General features: G+C 55.8%; 14 protein-coding genes. 13 read left to right on the top strand and 1 reads right to left on the bottom strand.

Translation table 11 applies throughout. The annotated features are described in order from the left end of the window. The 6 genes from ACY69P_RS04770 to ACY69P_RS04745 all read left to right on the top strand — a co-directional run. A partial coding sequence (locus ACY69P_RS04770) for a trypsin-like peptidase domain-containing protein (RefSeq protein ID WP_462326728.1) occupies window positions 1-471 on the top strand: 471 nt, incomplete at its 5' end. Between the two features lie 396 nt (window positions 472-867). Beyond that, window positions 868-1,755, top strand: coding sequence for a hypothetical protein (locus ACY69P_RS04765; protein ID WP_462326727.1), 888 nt, complete (start codon window positions 868-870; stop codon window positions 1,753-1,755). A 14-nt stretch (window positions 1,756-1,769) separates the two neighbouring features. Then, complete coding sequence (locus ACY69P_RS04760; RefSeq protein ID WP_462326726.1) at window positions 1,770-3,587, top strand: CsgG/HfaB family protein; 1,818 nt, start codon at window positions 1,770-1,772, stop codon at window positions 3,585-3,587. 13 nt (window positions 3,588-3,600) lie between these two features. Then, window positions 3,601-5,706, top strand: a complete 2,106-nt coding sequence (locus ACY69P_RS04755) for an SH3 domain-containing protein (RefSeq protein ID WP_462326725.1) — start codon at window positions 3,601-3,603, stop codon at window positions 5,704-5,706. 15 nt (window positions 5,707-5,721) lie between these two features. Then, window positions 5,722-6,153, top strand: a complete 432-nt coding sequence (locus ACY69P_RS04750; protein ID WP_462326724.1) for a DUF1425 domain-containing protein — start codon at window positions 5,722-5,724, stop codon at window positions 6,151-6,153. A gap of 14 nt (window positions 6,154-6,167) precedes the next feature. Further along, window positions 6,168-6,713, top strand: a complete 546-nt coding sequence (locus ACY69P_RS04745; RefSeq protein ID WP_462326723.1) for a hypothetical protein — start codon at window positions 6,168-6,170, stop codon at window positions 6,711-6,713. 144 nt (window positions 6,714-6,857) lie between these two features. Here ACY69P_RS04745 and ACY69P_RS04740 read toward each other — a convergent pair whose 3' ends face one another. Beyond that, window positions 6,858-7,223, bottom strand: a complete 366-nt coding sequence (locus tag ACY69P_RS04740) for a carboxymuconolactone decarboxylase family protein (protein ID WP_459901800.1) — start codon at window positions 7,221-7,223, stop codon at window positions 6,858-6,860. Between the two features lie 408 nt (window positions 7,224-7,631). Between ACY69P_RS04740 and ACY69P_RS04735 the strand changes: the two genes are divergently transcribed. The 7 genes from ACY69P_RS04735 (at window position 7,632) to ACY69P_RS04705 (ending at window position 16,658) form a co-directional block, all read left to right on the top strand. Continuing rightward, on the top strand, window positions 7,632-8,492 hold the full coding sequence (locus ACY69P_RS04735) for a hypothetical protein (RefSeq protein WP_462326722.1): 861 nt from the start codon (window positions 7,632-7,634) through the stop codon (window positions 8,490-8,492). A gap of 519 nt (window positions 8,493-9,011) precedes the next feature. After that, on the top strand, window positions 9,012-9,767 hold the full coding sequence (locus ACY69P_RS04730; RefSeq protein ID WP_459901796.1) for a DUF1538 family protein: 756 nt from the start codon (window positions 9,012-9,014) through the stop codon (window positions 9,765-9,767). Window positions 9,768-9,776: 9 nt separating this feature from the next. Next, the gene (locus ACY69P_RS04725) at window positions 9,777-10,571 is read left to right on the top strand and encodes a DUF1538 domain-containing protein (protein WP_404845576.1); all 795 of its coding nucleotides are present in this window, start codon (window positions 9,777-9,779) and stop codon (window positions 10,569-10,571) included. Continuing rightward, the gene (locus ACY69P_RS04720) at window positions 10,561-10,908 is read left to right on the top strand and encodes a P-II family nitrogen regulator (protein ID WP_404845577.1); all 348 of its coding nucleotides are present in this window, start codon (window positions 10,561-10,563) and stop codon (window positions 10,906-10,908) included. Before ACY69P_RS04725 ends, ACY69P_RS04720 begins: the two co-directional genes overlap by 11 nt. Window positions 10,909-10,946: 38 nt before the next feature. Further along, on the top strand, window positions 10,947-11,339 hold the full coding sequence (locus ACY69P_RS04715) for a CBS domain-containing protein (RefSeq protein ID WP_462326721.1): 393 nt from the start codon (window positions 10,947-10,949) through the stop codon (window positions 11,337-11,339). 846 nt (window positions 11,340-12,185) lie between these two features. Then, entirely contained in the window at window positions 12,186-13,286 is a 1,101-nt protein-coding gene (locus ACY69P_RS04710) for a hypothetical protein (RefSeq protein ID WP_462326720.1), read from the top strand. 3 nt (window positions 13,287-13,289) lie between these two features. Beyond that, entirely contained in the window at window positions 13,290-16,658 is a 3,369-nt protein-coding gene (locus tag ACY69P_RS04705) for an ankyrin repeat domain-containing protein (protein ID WP_462326719.1), read from the top strand. Window positions 16,659-16,783 lie beyond the last annotated feature (125 nt).

Below are 16,783 nucleotides of genomic sequence, written 5' to 3'. Positions count from 1 at the left end.
GGGCTGGACCTTGCTGTTTTGAAGATTGACGCCGTCCCCTCACACCTCAAGCCGCTGCCTGTGAAGCTGACGGGTATGACCCCTCAGGGCGAAGATGTGTTTGTGGTTGGGTATCCTATTGCGAGCATCATCGGCACGCAGCTCAAAATGACGGAAGGCATCATCAGCTCCACACGGGGCTATGAGGAAACCGCCTCCCAGTATCAGGTGTCCGCTATGGTGAACGGCGGCAACAGTGGCGGGCCGCTTTTTGATTCGTGCGGGCGTGTGATTGGCGTTGTGAGTGCCAAAATCACTTTGCAGAATGTCGAAGGCATCGCCTACTCCGTGAAGTCCAACTATATCGGCCTGATGCTGGACCAACTGGGCATCCCCCGCCCAGCCCCCGCCCCCGCCCACCCCATGACGGGCAAGGAACTCTTTAAGAAGTACTCCAGTTCTATCTTCTACGTCGAGGTCGAGACCCGGTAACCAGCCCCCCACGCGCCACCACGCGACTGCGCCGCCCCGGCGCGACTGCCCAAGGCGCAGGCAAACGTCATCATCCAGCCCCCGGACAGGCCAGCCTGTCCGGGGGCTGGTGTTGTGTTGGGGGGAGAATATCCACAGCTGACAGTGTGAAATCGGCGGTGCGTACTACGGCGCTGTGCATCTGCTGGGTCGCGAGAATATGGCGGATAAGAAATGGATAGAGAGGATTGGCGGCGCTATGTAGCGATTCGATATGTTTGTGCGGTTTTACTTTATAAATAAAGTGAAATTTGATACGCGGGGAGGTCCTCATTCGTAACTGAGGGTCGTTCTTAGGGAGAATAGCGTGTTTCGGGTCAAGTGAGAATGTGACAGGCAAACCAAGGAGTAAGCATCGTGACCCTTCGAAAGAGAGAGGTAGGGGCTGTCGCCGTAGCCATAGCCGTCTTCTTTGCATCGTTGTTGACGCAGGTTTCGGTTGCGTCAGCATCCGGTCCGAATCTTCCCCGCATTGCCATCAAAAAGGTGGCCGTGAATACGAACATCAACGCATCACGAATTGATACGGAACTGATGCTGACGGAACTGGAAAAGGCGCTGCAGGGGACGAAGAAATTTTCCGTGCTGACGCGCCAGTCCGCACTGATGCAGGACGTGCGCGAGGAGCAGCAGTTTTCCAAGAGTTCCCTTAGCGATGGCAAGGGCGCTGCAGAGGGAAAGCTCAAGGTCGCGCAGCTTTTGCTCATCCCCACAGTGCAGCGGTACAGCCTGTACAGAAATGTGACCCCCATTCCCAATATCGACAACAAGTTCCGCCGCTCGGACCACGGCCTTTTGGAGCTGAGCGTACAAGTTGTGGATACCGCCACTGCGGAGGTGAAGGGCACATTTTCGCTCAAGGATTCCATCTCTACCAAGCAACAGATGACCAATAGCAAGAGCAAAACGCCGAGCAGCTCCCTGTATACGGCTATGGTCAAGAACGTGGCTGTGGAACTGAGCCGCAAGCTCACCGCGAAGCTGTTTCCCATGATGGTCATGAAGGAGAACGCGGGCATGATTTGGATTAATGCCGGAGCGGATAGCGGCATCAGCAAGGGGCAGAAGCTGGTTATTTACATGCCGGGTGATGACCTTGTGGACCCGTATACAGGTGAAAAGCTTGGCAGTGCGGAGATGGAAATCGGGAAGGCCAGCGTGGTGCAGGTGACGCCGAAGTTCTGCGTGGCAAAGATGCAGGGCGACGCCATGGCCTCCAAGGGCTTCATCGTTCGGACGAACTAGGAGGGCTGGAGAGAATGAGAAAGCGAAGTGTCTTTTTGTGCGCAGCCCTTGTGCTTATGATGGCCAGCGCGGCGCATGCCGGCTGGTTCTTTGACGATGAACCGGAACAGCCGCCGAAGATTGCCGTTATTACGGAGTCGGACATGCGGGTGCCCGGAGCGAACAATATGCCCGCCGGGCGCATCCTTCCCGATGCCATCGGTCAGCGCATCATGAATGACCTTGCCCGAAGCAAGCGGTTCCGCGTTGTGGAGTCCGCAGTGCTTCACCGCATTCTGCAGGAGCGGGGCAAGGAGGAGCGCATTGGCGATATCTGGGGCATTGTGAATCTGTTCTTGGAAAAGGTCGAGCCCGGTCGAAATCCCGTTTACGAGCGCTTGCGCCAGGTCGGCGTTGATGCCGGGGCGGACTATATGCTCATCGGTACGCTGGAGGAGCAAAAAGCCGAGAAGCAGACAACCACGGTGAAGGAGCTTGGTTTGTCTGTGACCAAAGGTTCACACTCTGCGCGCTTGCTTTTGCGGCTCGTGCGGGTGGAGGACGCTTCGCTTGCCGGCGTGGTGGAACTGGAAAGCTCGCGTCCGATGAATTTTGATGCTTCGGCAGACAAGGATTTGCGGCAGTTTGAAGATGACTTTTGCCGCATGGCATCCACGCGGGTCATTGACGAATTGGTGCCGCCCAAGGTCGTTGCCGCAGGCGGCGGCTTTGCGTTGACCCGTGGCGCGAACGACGGCGTCCGCGTTGGCGATGTGTTCGAGATTCTTCGTCCGGGCAAGGAGATTATGGAAAACGGGCTGCTTCTTGGCACCCTGAATTCCCCTGTTGGCGCGGCCAAGGTGACAAATGTGCAGTCCACCATATGCACGGTGGAGCCGATTGCCGGAGAAATGCGCGAGGACGACCTCGGGCGCATTGTGACCTCGCAGGTGCAGCAGGCCGCGGCAAAGGGCGGGTCCGCCAAGGCGACAGCCTCGTACGCTGGGGCAAAGCTGGGCAAGGGAACCAAGCCCGCCCACCTCACGCAGATAGCCATTGGCGCCTTTGAGATTGATTCTACGTCGGCAGGCCTGCGTAAGGGGCTTGGCGACCGGCTTATGGAAGACTTGATGGTGAAGTTGCAGAACACCAAACGGTTTTCTGTTGTTGAGCGCAGGGACCTCAAGCAGGTCGGCAAAGAAATTGGCCTACAGACAACGCTGACAGGTGAGGACGCAGCAGCGCGCATGCAGCAGCTTGGCGGGGCGGATTACCTTCTGCTTGGGCACCTTCGGAGCATGGACGTGACCACAACCGCCGAAGCGATTCCGTACGTGAACGAAGTGGAGGTGGACGCGACCACATCGGTGGAATCCCTTGTACGCATTGTGGATGTGCACACCGGTAAGCAGGTGGCAGGCGAGAAGATATTCTTCTCGGCGGACCTTTCGCAGGCGCGCGGCGTCAGCGAATTTCTTGACCTGTACACCTCCGAAGTAACGCGCCGCGTGATGATGGATTTGTATCCCGTGAAGGTCATCGGCGTGATGGCTGGCGGCGGCGTGTACATCAACCGTGGCAGCGATGGCCGTATCGCCAAGGGCGACCGCTTCGAGGTGTATCGCCCCGGCGAGGAACTTATCGACCCGGACACCGGCGTCAGCCTTGGCGTGATGGAATCCCATGTCGCGTCCATTCGCATTCAGCAGGTTGACCCGGCCAAGGCGCTGGGCACCGTTGTGTCTGGTGATGCACCGCAAAAGGGCGATATTTTGCGCCCCGCAGCGAAACAGCACGAGAAGAGGCCAGCTGCCGGGGCTGAGGAAGAACAGCAACCGTCGTATGGCTGGTAGGAGGAGCGTCTGAATGAATGTGGGTCGTAAGTTGATGGGAATGGTCTGCGCCGCACTCCTTGTCATGTCCATGGCGGGATGTGTCGCCTCACTGGGAACAACGCAAAAGACGACAGAACCGGCCGATGCGCCAGCCGAGCCTGTCTGCACCCCCTGCGAGAGGGCAGAGGGTGTGCTGGCCGATGGCGTGATGATTAAAAACGGCAACTTCCGCGAAGAGCCCTCCGGCAAGTGCACAATTATTTCTGTGCTTCCGCCGGAGACGGAAATTGCCGTTTTGGGCACGGAAAAGAGCTATTACCGTGTCCGCACCGCGCAGAATGCTACGGGGTACCTGTTTGCCTCGCTCATGGCTGTGGATGTGAAGGATTGCGAGTATTACGCAGGCAAGGTCCGCAAGACGACGTATGTCCGGGCAACCCCGAGCCGCAAGGGGAAATCCCTTGGGCGCGTGAAGGCAGGCACCGCTGTTACGGTGCTGTCGCGAAGTGGCTCGTATTATCAGGTGAGTATGCCGGGAAAGGAAGGCTACGTGTCCGCGTCTCTCGTCTTTGTGGACGTTGCGGACCGGACGACGCTGCCCAAGGCAAGTGACAAGGCGGCGGAGTTTATCCCCTTTAATAACGAAGCCGACGCGCCTGAGCACGAGACCACTAAAAATGCCACGGCGCAGAAAAACGGCGGGGACAAAAGCGATGGTGTTGAACTGCCGGGCTCGCGCCTGAGTCTGATGGGCTACGCCAAAAGCATGCGGCCGTATAAGGACCTGCTCCTGAAGAGGCAGAATATTCTGGCGTGGAAAAAGTTGGCCCTTGAGGACTACACCGCGCGCCTTGACGCCGCGACCCCAGACGAGTTTGCCGACGAGATTGGTTATCTGGAAACGCTGGAGCGTGGCTCCATCGCGCTGGATTCCGGCTACCTTGACGATGCGGCGGATTTGTTTGGCGGTGCGGAGCAGATTTTGAAGGCGCAGGGCGAGGAGTCCTACGCCGAAAGCGGCGCCAAGAAGTTCTTTGGTGGGCTGTTCTCCTTTGCGACCGGCAACAAGGAAATCCAGCGTTACGCCAGCCCCGGCTACGAGCGCGTCATGATGCTCGATATGCTTGCCCTCAGCTATCTGCTGCAGGGTGACCGCGCCGCGTACAACGTTACGCGGCGCGCAATCGACTTGCAGAATACGGAGCGCGAACGTTTTGAAGAGCGCATGGCCGAGGAGCAGGCCAAGCTTGAAGAAAAGCGTAAAGAAGCCGCAAAGGAGGATAAGAAGACGGACGAGCCGTCCTTTGACTTCTTTGGCAAGGGCTTGGAGAAAACCGCACTCCTGGGTGATACGTCGCAGGAGAAGCGCGCGGCATCAGTTGCCAGCGCCTTTGTGAATCCCTTTGCCGACTACATGAACGCTCTTGTGCTTGAGGTGGACGGCTACCTCGACAAGGCCCAGCGCGAGAATGCACGCATTGCCTATGAAAAGGCCGCAAAGCTCGCGCCGGATTGCGGCATTTTGAAAAAGGCCTCAACGGATATGCGCAAGGGCATTCCGGGCAACAAGCGGCTGGTCCACGTTATTCTTGGCGAGGGCTTTGCGCCGTATAAGCAAGTGAAGACGAGTTATCTGCCCATTGGCGGGCTGCCCGCCCCAGTGCGGCAGGCCGTGTTGGTGTCCGAGCCGTCCACGGTGCACAAGGCCGATGTCTACTATGGCAACTCCCGCTACCGCATGGAGCAGCTTGCGGACTTTGAGGCCATGAGCCTGCGCTATGAGCAGGATAGCCTGCCCGGTCGGATGGTTGAACTGGGGCTGGAGCTTTTGAAGGTGGTGGGACTGCAAACCGCAGGGAGCCGCTTTGGCGCCCTTGGGCAAATTGCGGCCGAAGGCATTGAACATATGGCGGTGCCGGATACCCGGAATTGGGAGTGCCTGCCCGCAACCATCCATGTGCAGCGCCTTCTGCTGCCGAAGAATGCCAAGACGATCAAGATTGTGACGCGCAGTGCCAAGGGCAAAGCTATGGGCAGCATTAAGGCGGCCTTGCCAGCGTCCGGCCCGGCGGTTGTGTATGTCCGGTCCATCAACGGACACCTTCGCGCCCTCAACTCGTCCAAGATGTGGATATAACGTACGGGAGGAATTATGCGGTTTTATCAGGTACTGCTCATAGGGATGCTGCTGTCTGCCGTGGCCCTTGGTGGCTGCGTGCAGAGGACGTCCAACAAGGGACAGGCGTTGACGACGGATGTTCAAACAAAACACGTCATTTACGCTGAGGGAAGAGCGAAGCTCGTTGTCGGCGATAAGGCTCTGCTTGATAATCTGGCGCTGACGAATGTTCACTTCGGCAAGGTCGGGAATTTTACGCGCGCAACGGTAACACTGCAGAATCTGGCGGACACGTATTACCACATTGAGTGGAATGTCCAATGGCTGGATAGGGAAGGTTTTCCTGTGGAGTCGTACAGTGTGTGGCAGCAGGAGGACATGACGCCGAATATGCTGCAGCCGGTGAAGTTCGTCGGAAAGCATCCCGATGCATGGGGCTTTGTTATCAATGTGAGAATGCTGTAGTGCGGGAGAGGACAATGTTGAGAAAAGTTTTTGTTGTATGCGGACTGTTGGCAAGCCTTGCGCTGTGCGGTTGTGTGACCGGAAGTGGTTCGCCGTCTGGCGGGCATGGACGCGGCAAGGTGCAGCTTATTGACCATAAAACGCGCGTCCACAATCAGGCGACGCTGGACCATACGGACTTTATCCAGTTTGCGGATCAGATCACCAACAAAATGCTGGAGTCCCGGCTGGTCAGAAGCTGGGGCGATAGCCGCCCGCGAATCATCGTTGGTAAGGTGCTGAACAATACGGATGAAGAGCGCCTGCGTCATCAGGACATCACGGACAAGATCAATGAAGTGCTGCTGAACTCCGGCGTGGTACGGATTATGGACCAAAGCGCGCTCAATTTTGACTACATCGTCCGAACCGAATTGAACTCCTCGCGCGAGAAGGACAGCTCCGGCGAGGAAATCGTCACCTACAACATGGTGCTGAAACTCTTTAGCGCCAGTGGCGAGTTGCAGGGGCAGTGGAGCGACTATATCAAGATGGTCAAGGCCGGGCGCTCGCTCTTTTAGCCGTCGCCTGTATTGTCCTGTTGGACCTTGTTGTGTGCCGGGTAAGGTGCGCGTCGTAACGGATAAAACAGGCCGCCGGAATGGTTTCGGCGGCCTGTTGTTGTGTGTGCTGCTGAGTGGGGAGGTGCGATGCCCAGGTACGCACTACGCGCCTTCTGGCGTATCCAGCAGGTCCTTGGCGCGGAGGTAGTCGAAGACGGGGAGGCAGTTGGACCAGGCGAGGGTTCCGCCCATGGAAATGGCGACCTGGCAGGTTTCCACGATCTGCTGAACGCTTGCGCCGGACGTGAGGGATTGGTCGACCTTGGAGACGATGCATGGGCCGCACCCCTGACTGATGGCTATGGCCAACGCCATCAAGCTTTTATCGCGCCGCGCAAGGGCGCCGTCGTCGTAGACCTCGGGAGAGATTGTTGAGTACACCGCCTCGTTGAGCTTCGCCATGTGCTCGCGGCTTTCATTGGTCAGGTCCCAGATATGTTCTTCGTAGTCCAGAATACTCTTGTCCATGAAAAGCTCCTTAGTGTGATGTGAGGCGTCTGCGACGCGGTGATACTGGCGGCGTGAAGCATCTGGAGCCGAGGTACAGAGTGGGCTGCCCCGCGCGGTGTTATCCATCGCAAGGAGTTTGTGTCTGGCGAAGCTGAGGGCTGGTCTCTATCGCCCATGGCCAGGGTGGGCCATGGAAGAGAAAAGGCTGCCGCGCCAGAGAATTCAAAAGTTCGGTGAGCCTGCTCCAAAAACGTGTTTTCACGCCTTGCCAACAGTTCTTACAATATTCTAGATGCTGTTTGCAAACATGATATTGGGCAGTTTGAGGAGTGGCGCTGCGGTGTCGTTTATAAACCAGAATACTCCTCGTCGGGGAGATAAAGACAACAGTGGGTGACATGTATGAGAATGAGAGCAAGAGAGTGTGTGAATGGTGGCGTGATGTGTTGTGTACTCTGTTCTCCGCTCGAATATACTGTTTTGCTGCGGGCAAAGGATGAGGTGCTGCGCGTTCTGCACGATATGGAAGAGGACTTGGGGATTGGACTGTCGAAGGCGGATGGGGAAGATATAGAAAGAGTTTTGCCGTGCTCATTTGAGGCTATTGCATGGGACGGAGTGGAACTCCATTGCGAGAGACGTACGCTGGAACGTGTACAGCGGTTTCTTTTGGCATTTATACGTATTTATCCGGAGTTTGAGGCCTACGAAAAGCGCCTCAAGCACGATTTCTACACGTTTCTCGACGTGCTTTGTGGTGTGAACCTGATGCTCGAAGAGAGCCGCGTCTTAACTTGTCAATGCGTGGATAATGCTGTTGGTGAGGATCAAGAGTTGTGTTCAGTAGCGAATTGGAAAGGTGATGATTGCTCAGGTATGCGCCTACAGGAAGTAGGCGTTGATAAGCAGAATATGTGTACTGTATGCATGACGAAGGATGAATATCGTGACCTTGCGAATTCGTTCAACGAAGTGCTGAATGCATTTCATAATGTTGATTATGAGTCAGTTTTGGGCGTGCCCCGTGAGCGGGCGAAGAAGTATCATGACTATCTTGTTTATAATTATGAATACATTATAGACGAGAATGCAACAGTATGCTTGCCACGCGAAGCGTTTGTTATTCTGCAAAAAACGATAGTCACTGTTATGGATGATTTTCATTATTATGATGAGTATCACATACGGTTAGGGTCGGATTTTGCGGAATATCTTGACCTCCTCTGTAGCGTGAGTCGTGTGCTAGAGGAAAGTTATGAGCTGTTGTCCTGTGGGGGGCGCGGGTAGGGGGGATGAGTGTTATGCGGGCTTCTCACGCACGAGCCACAGTCGAAGAGGTTCGCCTCGTGCTGCTAATGAAAAGGCTTTTCGCTCCAATTCCTAAGGGGCGCGTGTGGTCTAGGGGGCGTGGCATTTCGGTTCAGGGCCTGTAAGAAATCGCCCGCGTCGCATGGATACAGGCGAGGGTGCAGGACGAGTGGCAGAGGTATCGCTCTCTGCAGGGCCGTCCCGCGAGTTTTGTCCCTGCGCGTATGACGATAGTGCAGGCTGCGGAGCTTTTGTCCCTGTGTTGTTCTCTTTGCCGCGATTTGCATGAAAAGACTGCATCTTACGTTTTGTTGCGTCGTCTCGTGCGGGGTGAGGTCTTGCTTTTCTCCCTTTTTGTCCGGCAAGCGACAGTATCCACCTGACGATTTCTGTTGAAAGTCAAGCGATCAGCCTATAGGTATAATAGGAATCGTTGTAGCTTATCTATATGATAGCGCTCCTCATAAGGGCGGAGGGTGGATGGACAAGCAGAGTACATTGGCAATTGTAAAATCCGCATCGCGAACTGTTGGGCTGGGATTTTGGTCGTCGCTGAAGGACCTGCTGCCCATCATTTTCGTTATTGCCTTCTTCCAAGGCGCAGTGCTTCGCCAGCCTCTGCCCAATGTTCTTGGAGTGATGGAAGGTGGCTTGCTGGTGGTCTTTGGGCTGGCGCTTTTTGTGGAGGGGCTGGAAATCGGTCTGTTCCCAATCGGCGAGCAGATGGCGCACGCCTTGGCCCGCAAGGGCAGCCTGTTTTGGCTGCTGGCGTTCTCTTTTGCCCTAGGATTCGCCACAACAGTTGCAGAGCCCTCGCTCATTGCCGTTGCGGATGAGGCTGCAAGTGTTGCCGCGCAAGGCGGGCTTATCGAAAGCGGCGAAAAGGCCATGAATGATTATGCCATGGGGCTTCGGCTGTCCGTGGCCCTTTCCGTTGGGGTGTCCATTCTTATCGGTGTGCTGCGTATTCTGCGCGGCTGGCCTGTTCATTATCTGATTATCGGCGGCTATGTCGTCATTATGGTGATGACCATCTTCGCCCCGCATGAAATCGTGGGTATTGCGTACGATGCGGGCGGTGTGACCACTTCGACGGTGACCGTGCCGCTTGTTGCCGCGCTTGGTGTGGGCCTTGCCTCGATCATCAAAGGGCGAAATCCGCTTGTTGACGGCTTCGGACTCATTGCCTTTGCTTCACTGTTGCCCATGATTGCCGTTATTGGCTATGGGCTTGTCCTTTTCGGAGCCAAATAAGGGGGCCATGTGCAGTTCTTCACCGAATTTTCAGGCGCATTTTTGTCGACCTGTCGCGATGTTCTGCCGATTCTTGCCCTGCTTGTGGGGTTTCAGCTTTTTGTGCTCCGCCAGCCTGTCCCGCACCCCAAGCGGATGATTGCCGGGGGCGTCTATGTTGTGATTGGCCTGACGCTTTTTCTGCTGGGGCTTGATAAGGCGCTGTTCCCTCTTGGCAAAATGATGGCGACACAGTTGACGGAGCCGACGTTTCTGCTTGGCGGGGCAGAGGCGGCCTCGGAGTGGTCGGCGTATGGCTGGATTTATCTATTTGCCGCGCTTATCGGCTTTTCCACCACCATTGCCGAGCCGTCGCTGCTTGCGGTGGCTATTAAGGCAAAGGAGGTGTCCGGCGGTGGCATCAGCCAGTGGGGCTTGCGGATAACTGTTGCCATTGGCGTGGCCTTTGGCATTGCCCTCGGAGCCTTCCGCATTGTAACCGGAACCCCGCTGTATCTTTACATTCTTGTCGGATATGTCATTGTCATTATACAAACAATTTTTGCACCAAAGATGATTGTCGCCCTTGCCTACGACTCGGGCGGCGTGACCACATCCACGGTGACTGTTCCTTTGGTGGCCGCCCTCGGACTGGGGCTGTCGGAAGCGGTGCCGGGCAGAAATCCGGCCCTTGATGGGTTTGGCCTTATTGCCTTTGCCAGTCTGTTTCCGATAATTTCAGTGATGGGATATGCACAGATGACCCAATGGATGACAGCGAGAAAGAGCAAAAAGAGCCTGAGGGAGGCGCAGCGTGAAGTTTAAACTCATATTGGCACCCGTAAAAACATACAAGACGGACCCCATCGTTGATGCCGCCAAAGCCGCTGGGGCGACCGGAGCGACCATTATCCCCAGCCGCGGCACTGGGATGCGTGAGGCCAAGACCTTCTTTGGCCTGACGTTGGAGGATCAGACGGACATCGTCATGTTCCTGATAGAGGAGCACCTTGTGAAGCCCGTTGTTGCCGCTATTGAAGAGGCCGGGGAGTTCCATAAACCGGGCACGGGCATCGCTTTTGTGCTGCCGGTGGAGCAGGTTGTGGGCATGGAGAGCCAGATTGAGCGGTTCAAGGAAGAGGTACGGGAGAAGTACCTGTAAGTTCTTTCACCACGGATGGGACGTGAGAGGGAGGAAGCATGGCGGCAATCGTACGTGTGCGCGATGTGATGAAGCGAGAGATAGTGAGCGTTGACGGCATGGCCTCGGCCAAAGAGGTTGCGGAGCAGATGCGCAGCAAGCGTATTTCCGAAATCCTCGTGGCGCGTCGTCATGACGATGATGCGTGGGGCATGGTAACCATTACCGACTTGGTGGAGCAGGTTATCGTTCCCGGTCTCGATGCCGGGGACGTCAGCGCCTATGAAATCATGACCAAGCCCATCATTACGGTGCCCGCCAATATGGACATCCGCTACGCGGTGAGGCTTATGAATATGACCAGCATCAAGAGCGCTCCCGTTGAGGAAAACGGGGAGGTCGTCGGCGTGGTGTCGTTGTCGTCGCTGGTTTTGGACAACAACCTGCTGTAGCGGCAGGTGGGGCGAACTGCCAACGCCAAAGGGGGGGCACAGCCATGTTGCAGATTTTGTCAGCGATTCAATCCGCGCTTCACCTACGGCGCGTGTGCTCCCGTTGCGGCGCAAGCCAGACGGTGCGCTTGGAAGAGCGAAATAAGCCTGTCGTCTGTAAAGAGTGCGGCAAGACGCTTCCGCCTCCCAAGAGCTAGGGCCTTATTGCAGAGCTGTGTTCTGCTGTGCCCGGCGCTGGTCAGTCGTAGGCCCATTCCTTCGGATGGTCCGGCGTAAGGCTGTTGCCCTTGGCGCGCCCGGTTTGTCCTTCTTTTTCCCGCAATAGACTCTGGTGACTCTCTGCGCGGCACTGTGTTGGTGCCGCGCTTTGTGGTGCGTGGGGGGGCGTTATTATGAGGTCGCGTCACGCCCGCCTCTGCCAGAGGGGCCTTCCGCCGTCGCCGAAAAAACCTCTGCAAGACGTTTGAAAGCGGACTTTGGGCATTTGCCCGAGGTCCGCTTTGCCATTTGCAGTGGCCTTCGGTCATGCTTTCCTATGGCGCACATGCTCCACCATGCCTTAAAATACGCCTCGAAATGCGTGGATGGGCTGGTGTTGGACTTTTGACGGTTTAAGATCGGCCTTGACATAGAATGGGAATCGTTTGGATAAGCTGGGACCGCAGTTATTGCGAAGAGCAGGGAATTTGTGGGTGAGGGGCGCTGGGCGCTCTGGGTGAGGAGCTTGGCGGCGCTTTGGAAGTGGTCGCTAGCGCCACGCCGGGCGGCGCTTGCCGCCCCCTGTGGTCCTTGCTGAGGAATCCGGCGATAATGCAGGCTGCCCCTGTTCTACAAGGTGATAGGCATATGATGAGCATGATAAAAATAGGGCTGGTGGTTCTTCTCGGGCTGCCTGCTGTTCTTTCCGTGATGACGCTGCCTGCGACGGTGATGGCCCTCAGTGGCATAAATGGCGTGAACCTTGAGTCGAGGCTGTCGTTGTGCTTTGCGTTTTTGGTTCTGGTCTATCCGGCCGTTTACGGGATGAGCGTTGTGTTTTTGTACACAACGGGCAGATGGGGATTCCTGTACATCCCGGCCGCGGCGCTTGTTGTTGCGGGGCTTTTGTGGGGGGCGGTAACTCTGCTTCAGGCCAAGGAGCAGGCCCAAAGGGACGCGCTGGAGGAGGCTGTTCAGGGTGTATTGCATGAGCAGTACGCGGGCGCCGTGCAGCTCAGGACCGACTATTCGAGCCATGGCAAAGGCGACGGATACCTGTGCCGACTCTATGATGATGAGGATGGGAACGTTTTCCTTGTACAATTCGAGACGCTTGAGCCGGAGCGCATCGCCTCTGCGGTAGAGCGCGAGAGGGAAGCGAAGAACGCCTATGTGGCGCGGCATGAGGCCTTGGCGGCGCGGTGCGCGGAATATGTGGATACCTCCGTTGTTGTCGCCTCTGATGATGGGCACGTGGCGCTATACGTGTACACAACAACGACGGAGTTCGTTACTGGCGATATGACGCCCGTTGGGCAGGCCATCAATGCCGCGAAAAATTGTGCAGACGATGTTTTCATTGTTCTGGGCGGCGTGCCCAATGACGCGCGTTCCGGCTATGTGAACTATGCGTCGCGCAGTAGTGCGACACCGCTGCAAGACCGGATACGCTATATAGCTGACAGCGCATCATTTCGGATTGTACAGGCAGGCGAGGAGCATGCGCAGAACGTTTTTGCGCGTCACTCTGGCATGGTGCCAGCTCTTGTGATGCGCGAGGCACAGGACAATACCAACGCCTCCCTTGCCGCGTTTGCGGAAGAGCAAGGCGTTCGCATTGTGAATGGCGCGCTGGATTACGCCGATGGGCAGATTGTTGTCCGCGGCGAGTATGCGAAGAAAGAATCCGGCGAGACAGGGAAATATACGTACCATTTCATGACACTACATATACTTCTTGGTGAATAATATATGTTCTTTAGAAAAAAAACGATTGAGGCAATGGTAAAGTCCGGCGATGTAAAGCGGCTTGCAAGTGTTCTGACAGAGCAGACCGTGGGCGACGCTGATGAGAAGGGCATAACGCCGCTCCAATATGCTGTGCAATACGAAAAGTCCAAAGTGGCGCGGATGCTCCTCGGTATGGGTGCGCCAATCGGCAGGAGTGATGATGAGGCCGCGTCTTTGCTGGAGCAGGTTGCGCGTACGTGCAATGAAAATGTGTGGAAAGCCTTTGTTGAGCACGGGCACCACTTGCCAGCCACCATTGATGGCGAGCCACTCCTGCATTGGCTCGTCACCCAGAAATATTACGCAAAGGACTTACTGGATGTTCTGCTGGCAACAGGTGTGGACATCAATGCCCTGAACTCGCGCGGGATGACAGCACTTGCCTTTCTGCTTGGCCGCGAAACCTTCTCGCTGAAGGCGCTGGACCATCTTTTGGAGGCGGGAATTGATGTGAATTATGCGGCAGAGCCTAGAGCCACCCCGCTCATCGTGGCCCTTGAAAACAGGGAACTGCCCTGCACGTCGTCTCTGGGGAGTTGGAACTTTGAGAGGGTGCTGTCGCGGCTGTGCGCGCATGGTCTGGACCTTTTGAATATCCGAAAGCCCCTTGCGACGGGCTCGAGCATTTCTCTGGCGGTGCAAGCGCTGCAAGCCCGCAACTCGGACCGGTTCATTGCGCTTTTCCGCGCGGGTATTGCCTTTTCTGATGATGATATCCGTCAGGTCAAGGGCTTCCTGCGGAAGGATTGCTTTGACGAAAAGCAGCGCAGGCAGCTTGTCCGCGTGAATGAGGAACGCGGCAATGTGTTGCCGGTGCCTGTCGATTTTTATGACAAGGCAACACTGAGAAAAATGGTGCAGAACGCGGACGGTACTGACGCCAGCATCGAGATGGTGCGCCAGATTGCCATGAGCGGCGAGTACTTCACGCGCGAGAAGATTTTATTTATCACGCCGCTTCTTGACCGGGGTGTGGACCTCAATGCTCCTGTGGAGCACGGCATGCGTGAAATGACGCTCCTCTGCGCCGTTGTGGGGTGGAGCGACATGCTCAAGGAGCCGGAAGCGCTTGTGCAGTGGCTTCTTGAGCGCGGCGCGCGCATTGAGGCGCATGGGCATTCCGCATTGTTGTACGCCGTGTGGTTCAACAAGCGAAAGATGGTCACCTTGCTTGTTGACCGGGGCGCAGACCTTGATTTTGTGGACAAGCATGGTTTGAGCTTTGAGTCTATGATCATGACTCCGTCTCCGCGTGGGGATCTGTTCCCTTCCGACGATGAAGTGTTCGCTATGTTTGCCCATATCGCCGACCTCTACCGCATGCAGGGCAAGCCCTTCCCCGTGGACCGGAGGGTGCTGAGCGGAAAAAGCCCGCAGGAACTGACAAGCAACATGCTTTTCATGGGCGTGATTGTCGCTTATCACGGCCACCATCAGCGCCGTCTTTTGAAGCTGTATGTTGACAACGGGTGGGATATAAACAGGAAGTTTGAGCTGGTTTACGCGGATGGCACTGCCGGTTATCTCACCTTCTTTGACTTTATGATGTCTTGCTGTGACCCAGATCAAATTGATTTTGTTTTCTACCTCGATACGTATCCACACTTGAAGTGCGGCACGGCCGATTATGAGTCGGCCGATTCGTTGCGCCTTGCGTTGTTAAAAAAGCACTCCGTGGATGTGATTACACGAATCATTGCGCGGACGGAAAATATACAGCGCACCTTTACACGGAAGTTCAAGGACGATGTCTACACGCACCGTGTGGAAAACTACCTCTCCCTCGCGCTTGATTGGGGTCACCGGAGGAATCCTGATGTCCGTGTCGAGGAGACGTTGCAGATTTTCAAGGCCCTTATCGAGGCTGGGTGCGACGTAGAGTACATCGTCAAGTCCCGCCTTATAGATCAGTATAAAAATACAGGTCTGTATCGCAACGAGGACTCGATCCTTGAACACGTCATGGACGTATGGTCCGGCGACTTGCCGGCGCTGTCTCTTATTGAGGTTCTTCTTGATGCCGGGGCGCCTGTCCACACGCATTTAGGCTATTTTGGCGAGGCGTTTGTTCATAAGATTTGTGGACGCATTAAGAATCAGTACTATCCGTTTGTGATCGGTGTGCTTGAGATTCTCGAAAAGCGGGGGCTTCTTGAGATTGAAGAGGCATCCGATAATGGAGCGACGGCTCTTCTGCACGCCGCGGGCTCGTCGAATCCTCATGTGACGAAGTGGCTGGTCGAACGGGGCGCCAATGTTATGGCTATTGGCGGCTTTGACGACAGTACAGCCCTGAACCGCAACATAACGAACTTTGCGTATCACTCAAAACAGGACAGGCTGGAGACGACACGTATTCTCCTCGATGCGGGAGCGGACATCAATTACGTGGACAATGACGGCTACACGCCCCTTATGTGCGCGGTGCATTTCGGGTGCCTTGAGGTTGCCCGCGAGCTTGTTGACCGTGGCGCGGACCTGAGCCTTGTGCACGGTATAAGTGGCAAGACGTTGATACATTTGGCTCTTGATATGCAGGACCAATATGACCTGAGAGAGAGGGGGGCGCCGCAGTACACCAGTGTCGATGTGGATGAGCTGCGCAAGAATATGATCTCATTGCTGGTTGAAAATGGCGTCGATATCAACGCGCCGCAGGATGGCGGAACCACGCCGCTGAATCATGTTATCGTGTCCAATGACGTTGAGATGTTTAAATTCCTGACTGCACGCGGCGCAGACAGCAACCGCGTGGACTTCTCCGGACGGACAGCGGCTATGTTTGCGTGCATGAGGGGCGGTTTTGGGTTTGTGAACACCATCTTCAGGCGCAAAAAGACGGCTGATGTGATTGCGAATACCGATAATGACGGCCTCAACGTCATCCACTACGCGGCCCGCCGCTTTGTTGACGAGCGTGATGATATGCTGGCGGCAAACTTTATCCAGCAATTCGTCCAGAAATTTGATGTCCCCTTGGTCGCAAATTGCGATGGAGTGACCCCGCTGCATTATGCGTGCATCGATGGAAAATCCAAGACCGTTGAAAAGCTCCTCGAATTGGGGAGCGACATCAATGCGAAAGATAACTCCGGCAATACGCCTCTCCACTATGCCGCTGAAGTCACATATGAGACCGATTTGAATGAACGCTACGCGTTTGTGCGAATGCTGTTGGAGCAAGGGGCTGACCATAGCGCCCAAAATGAGAAAGGCTATACCGCCGCAGATTATGCGCGTATGTGCATTGACGAGGTTGATAACGTGGATGGTCTCAAAGCGCTTATAGCGCTTTTGGATGCCGAATACGTATCGGCAAGAATCCAGTAGGGTAGCCAACGACGCGGAGAGGAGACATCCTCTCCGCGTTTTTTTTGAGTAAATATCTTTGGCCTGTGGAGGATGCGTGGGGTGGATCAAACACTGTGTAAACAGTGTTGCCATGCCGAGCAGTG

Source organism: Desulfobaculum sp. (assembly GCF_054921475.1).
The sequence above is the reverse complement of the archived record's forward strand: the minus strand, read 5'-3'. Positions and strand labels throughout refer to the sequence as shown.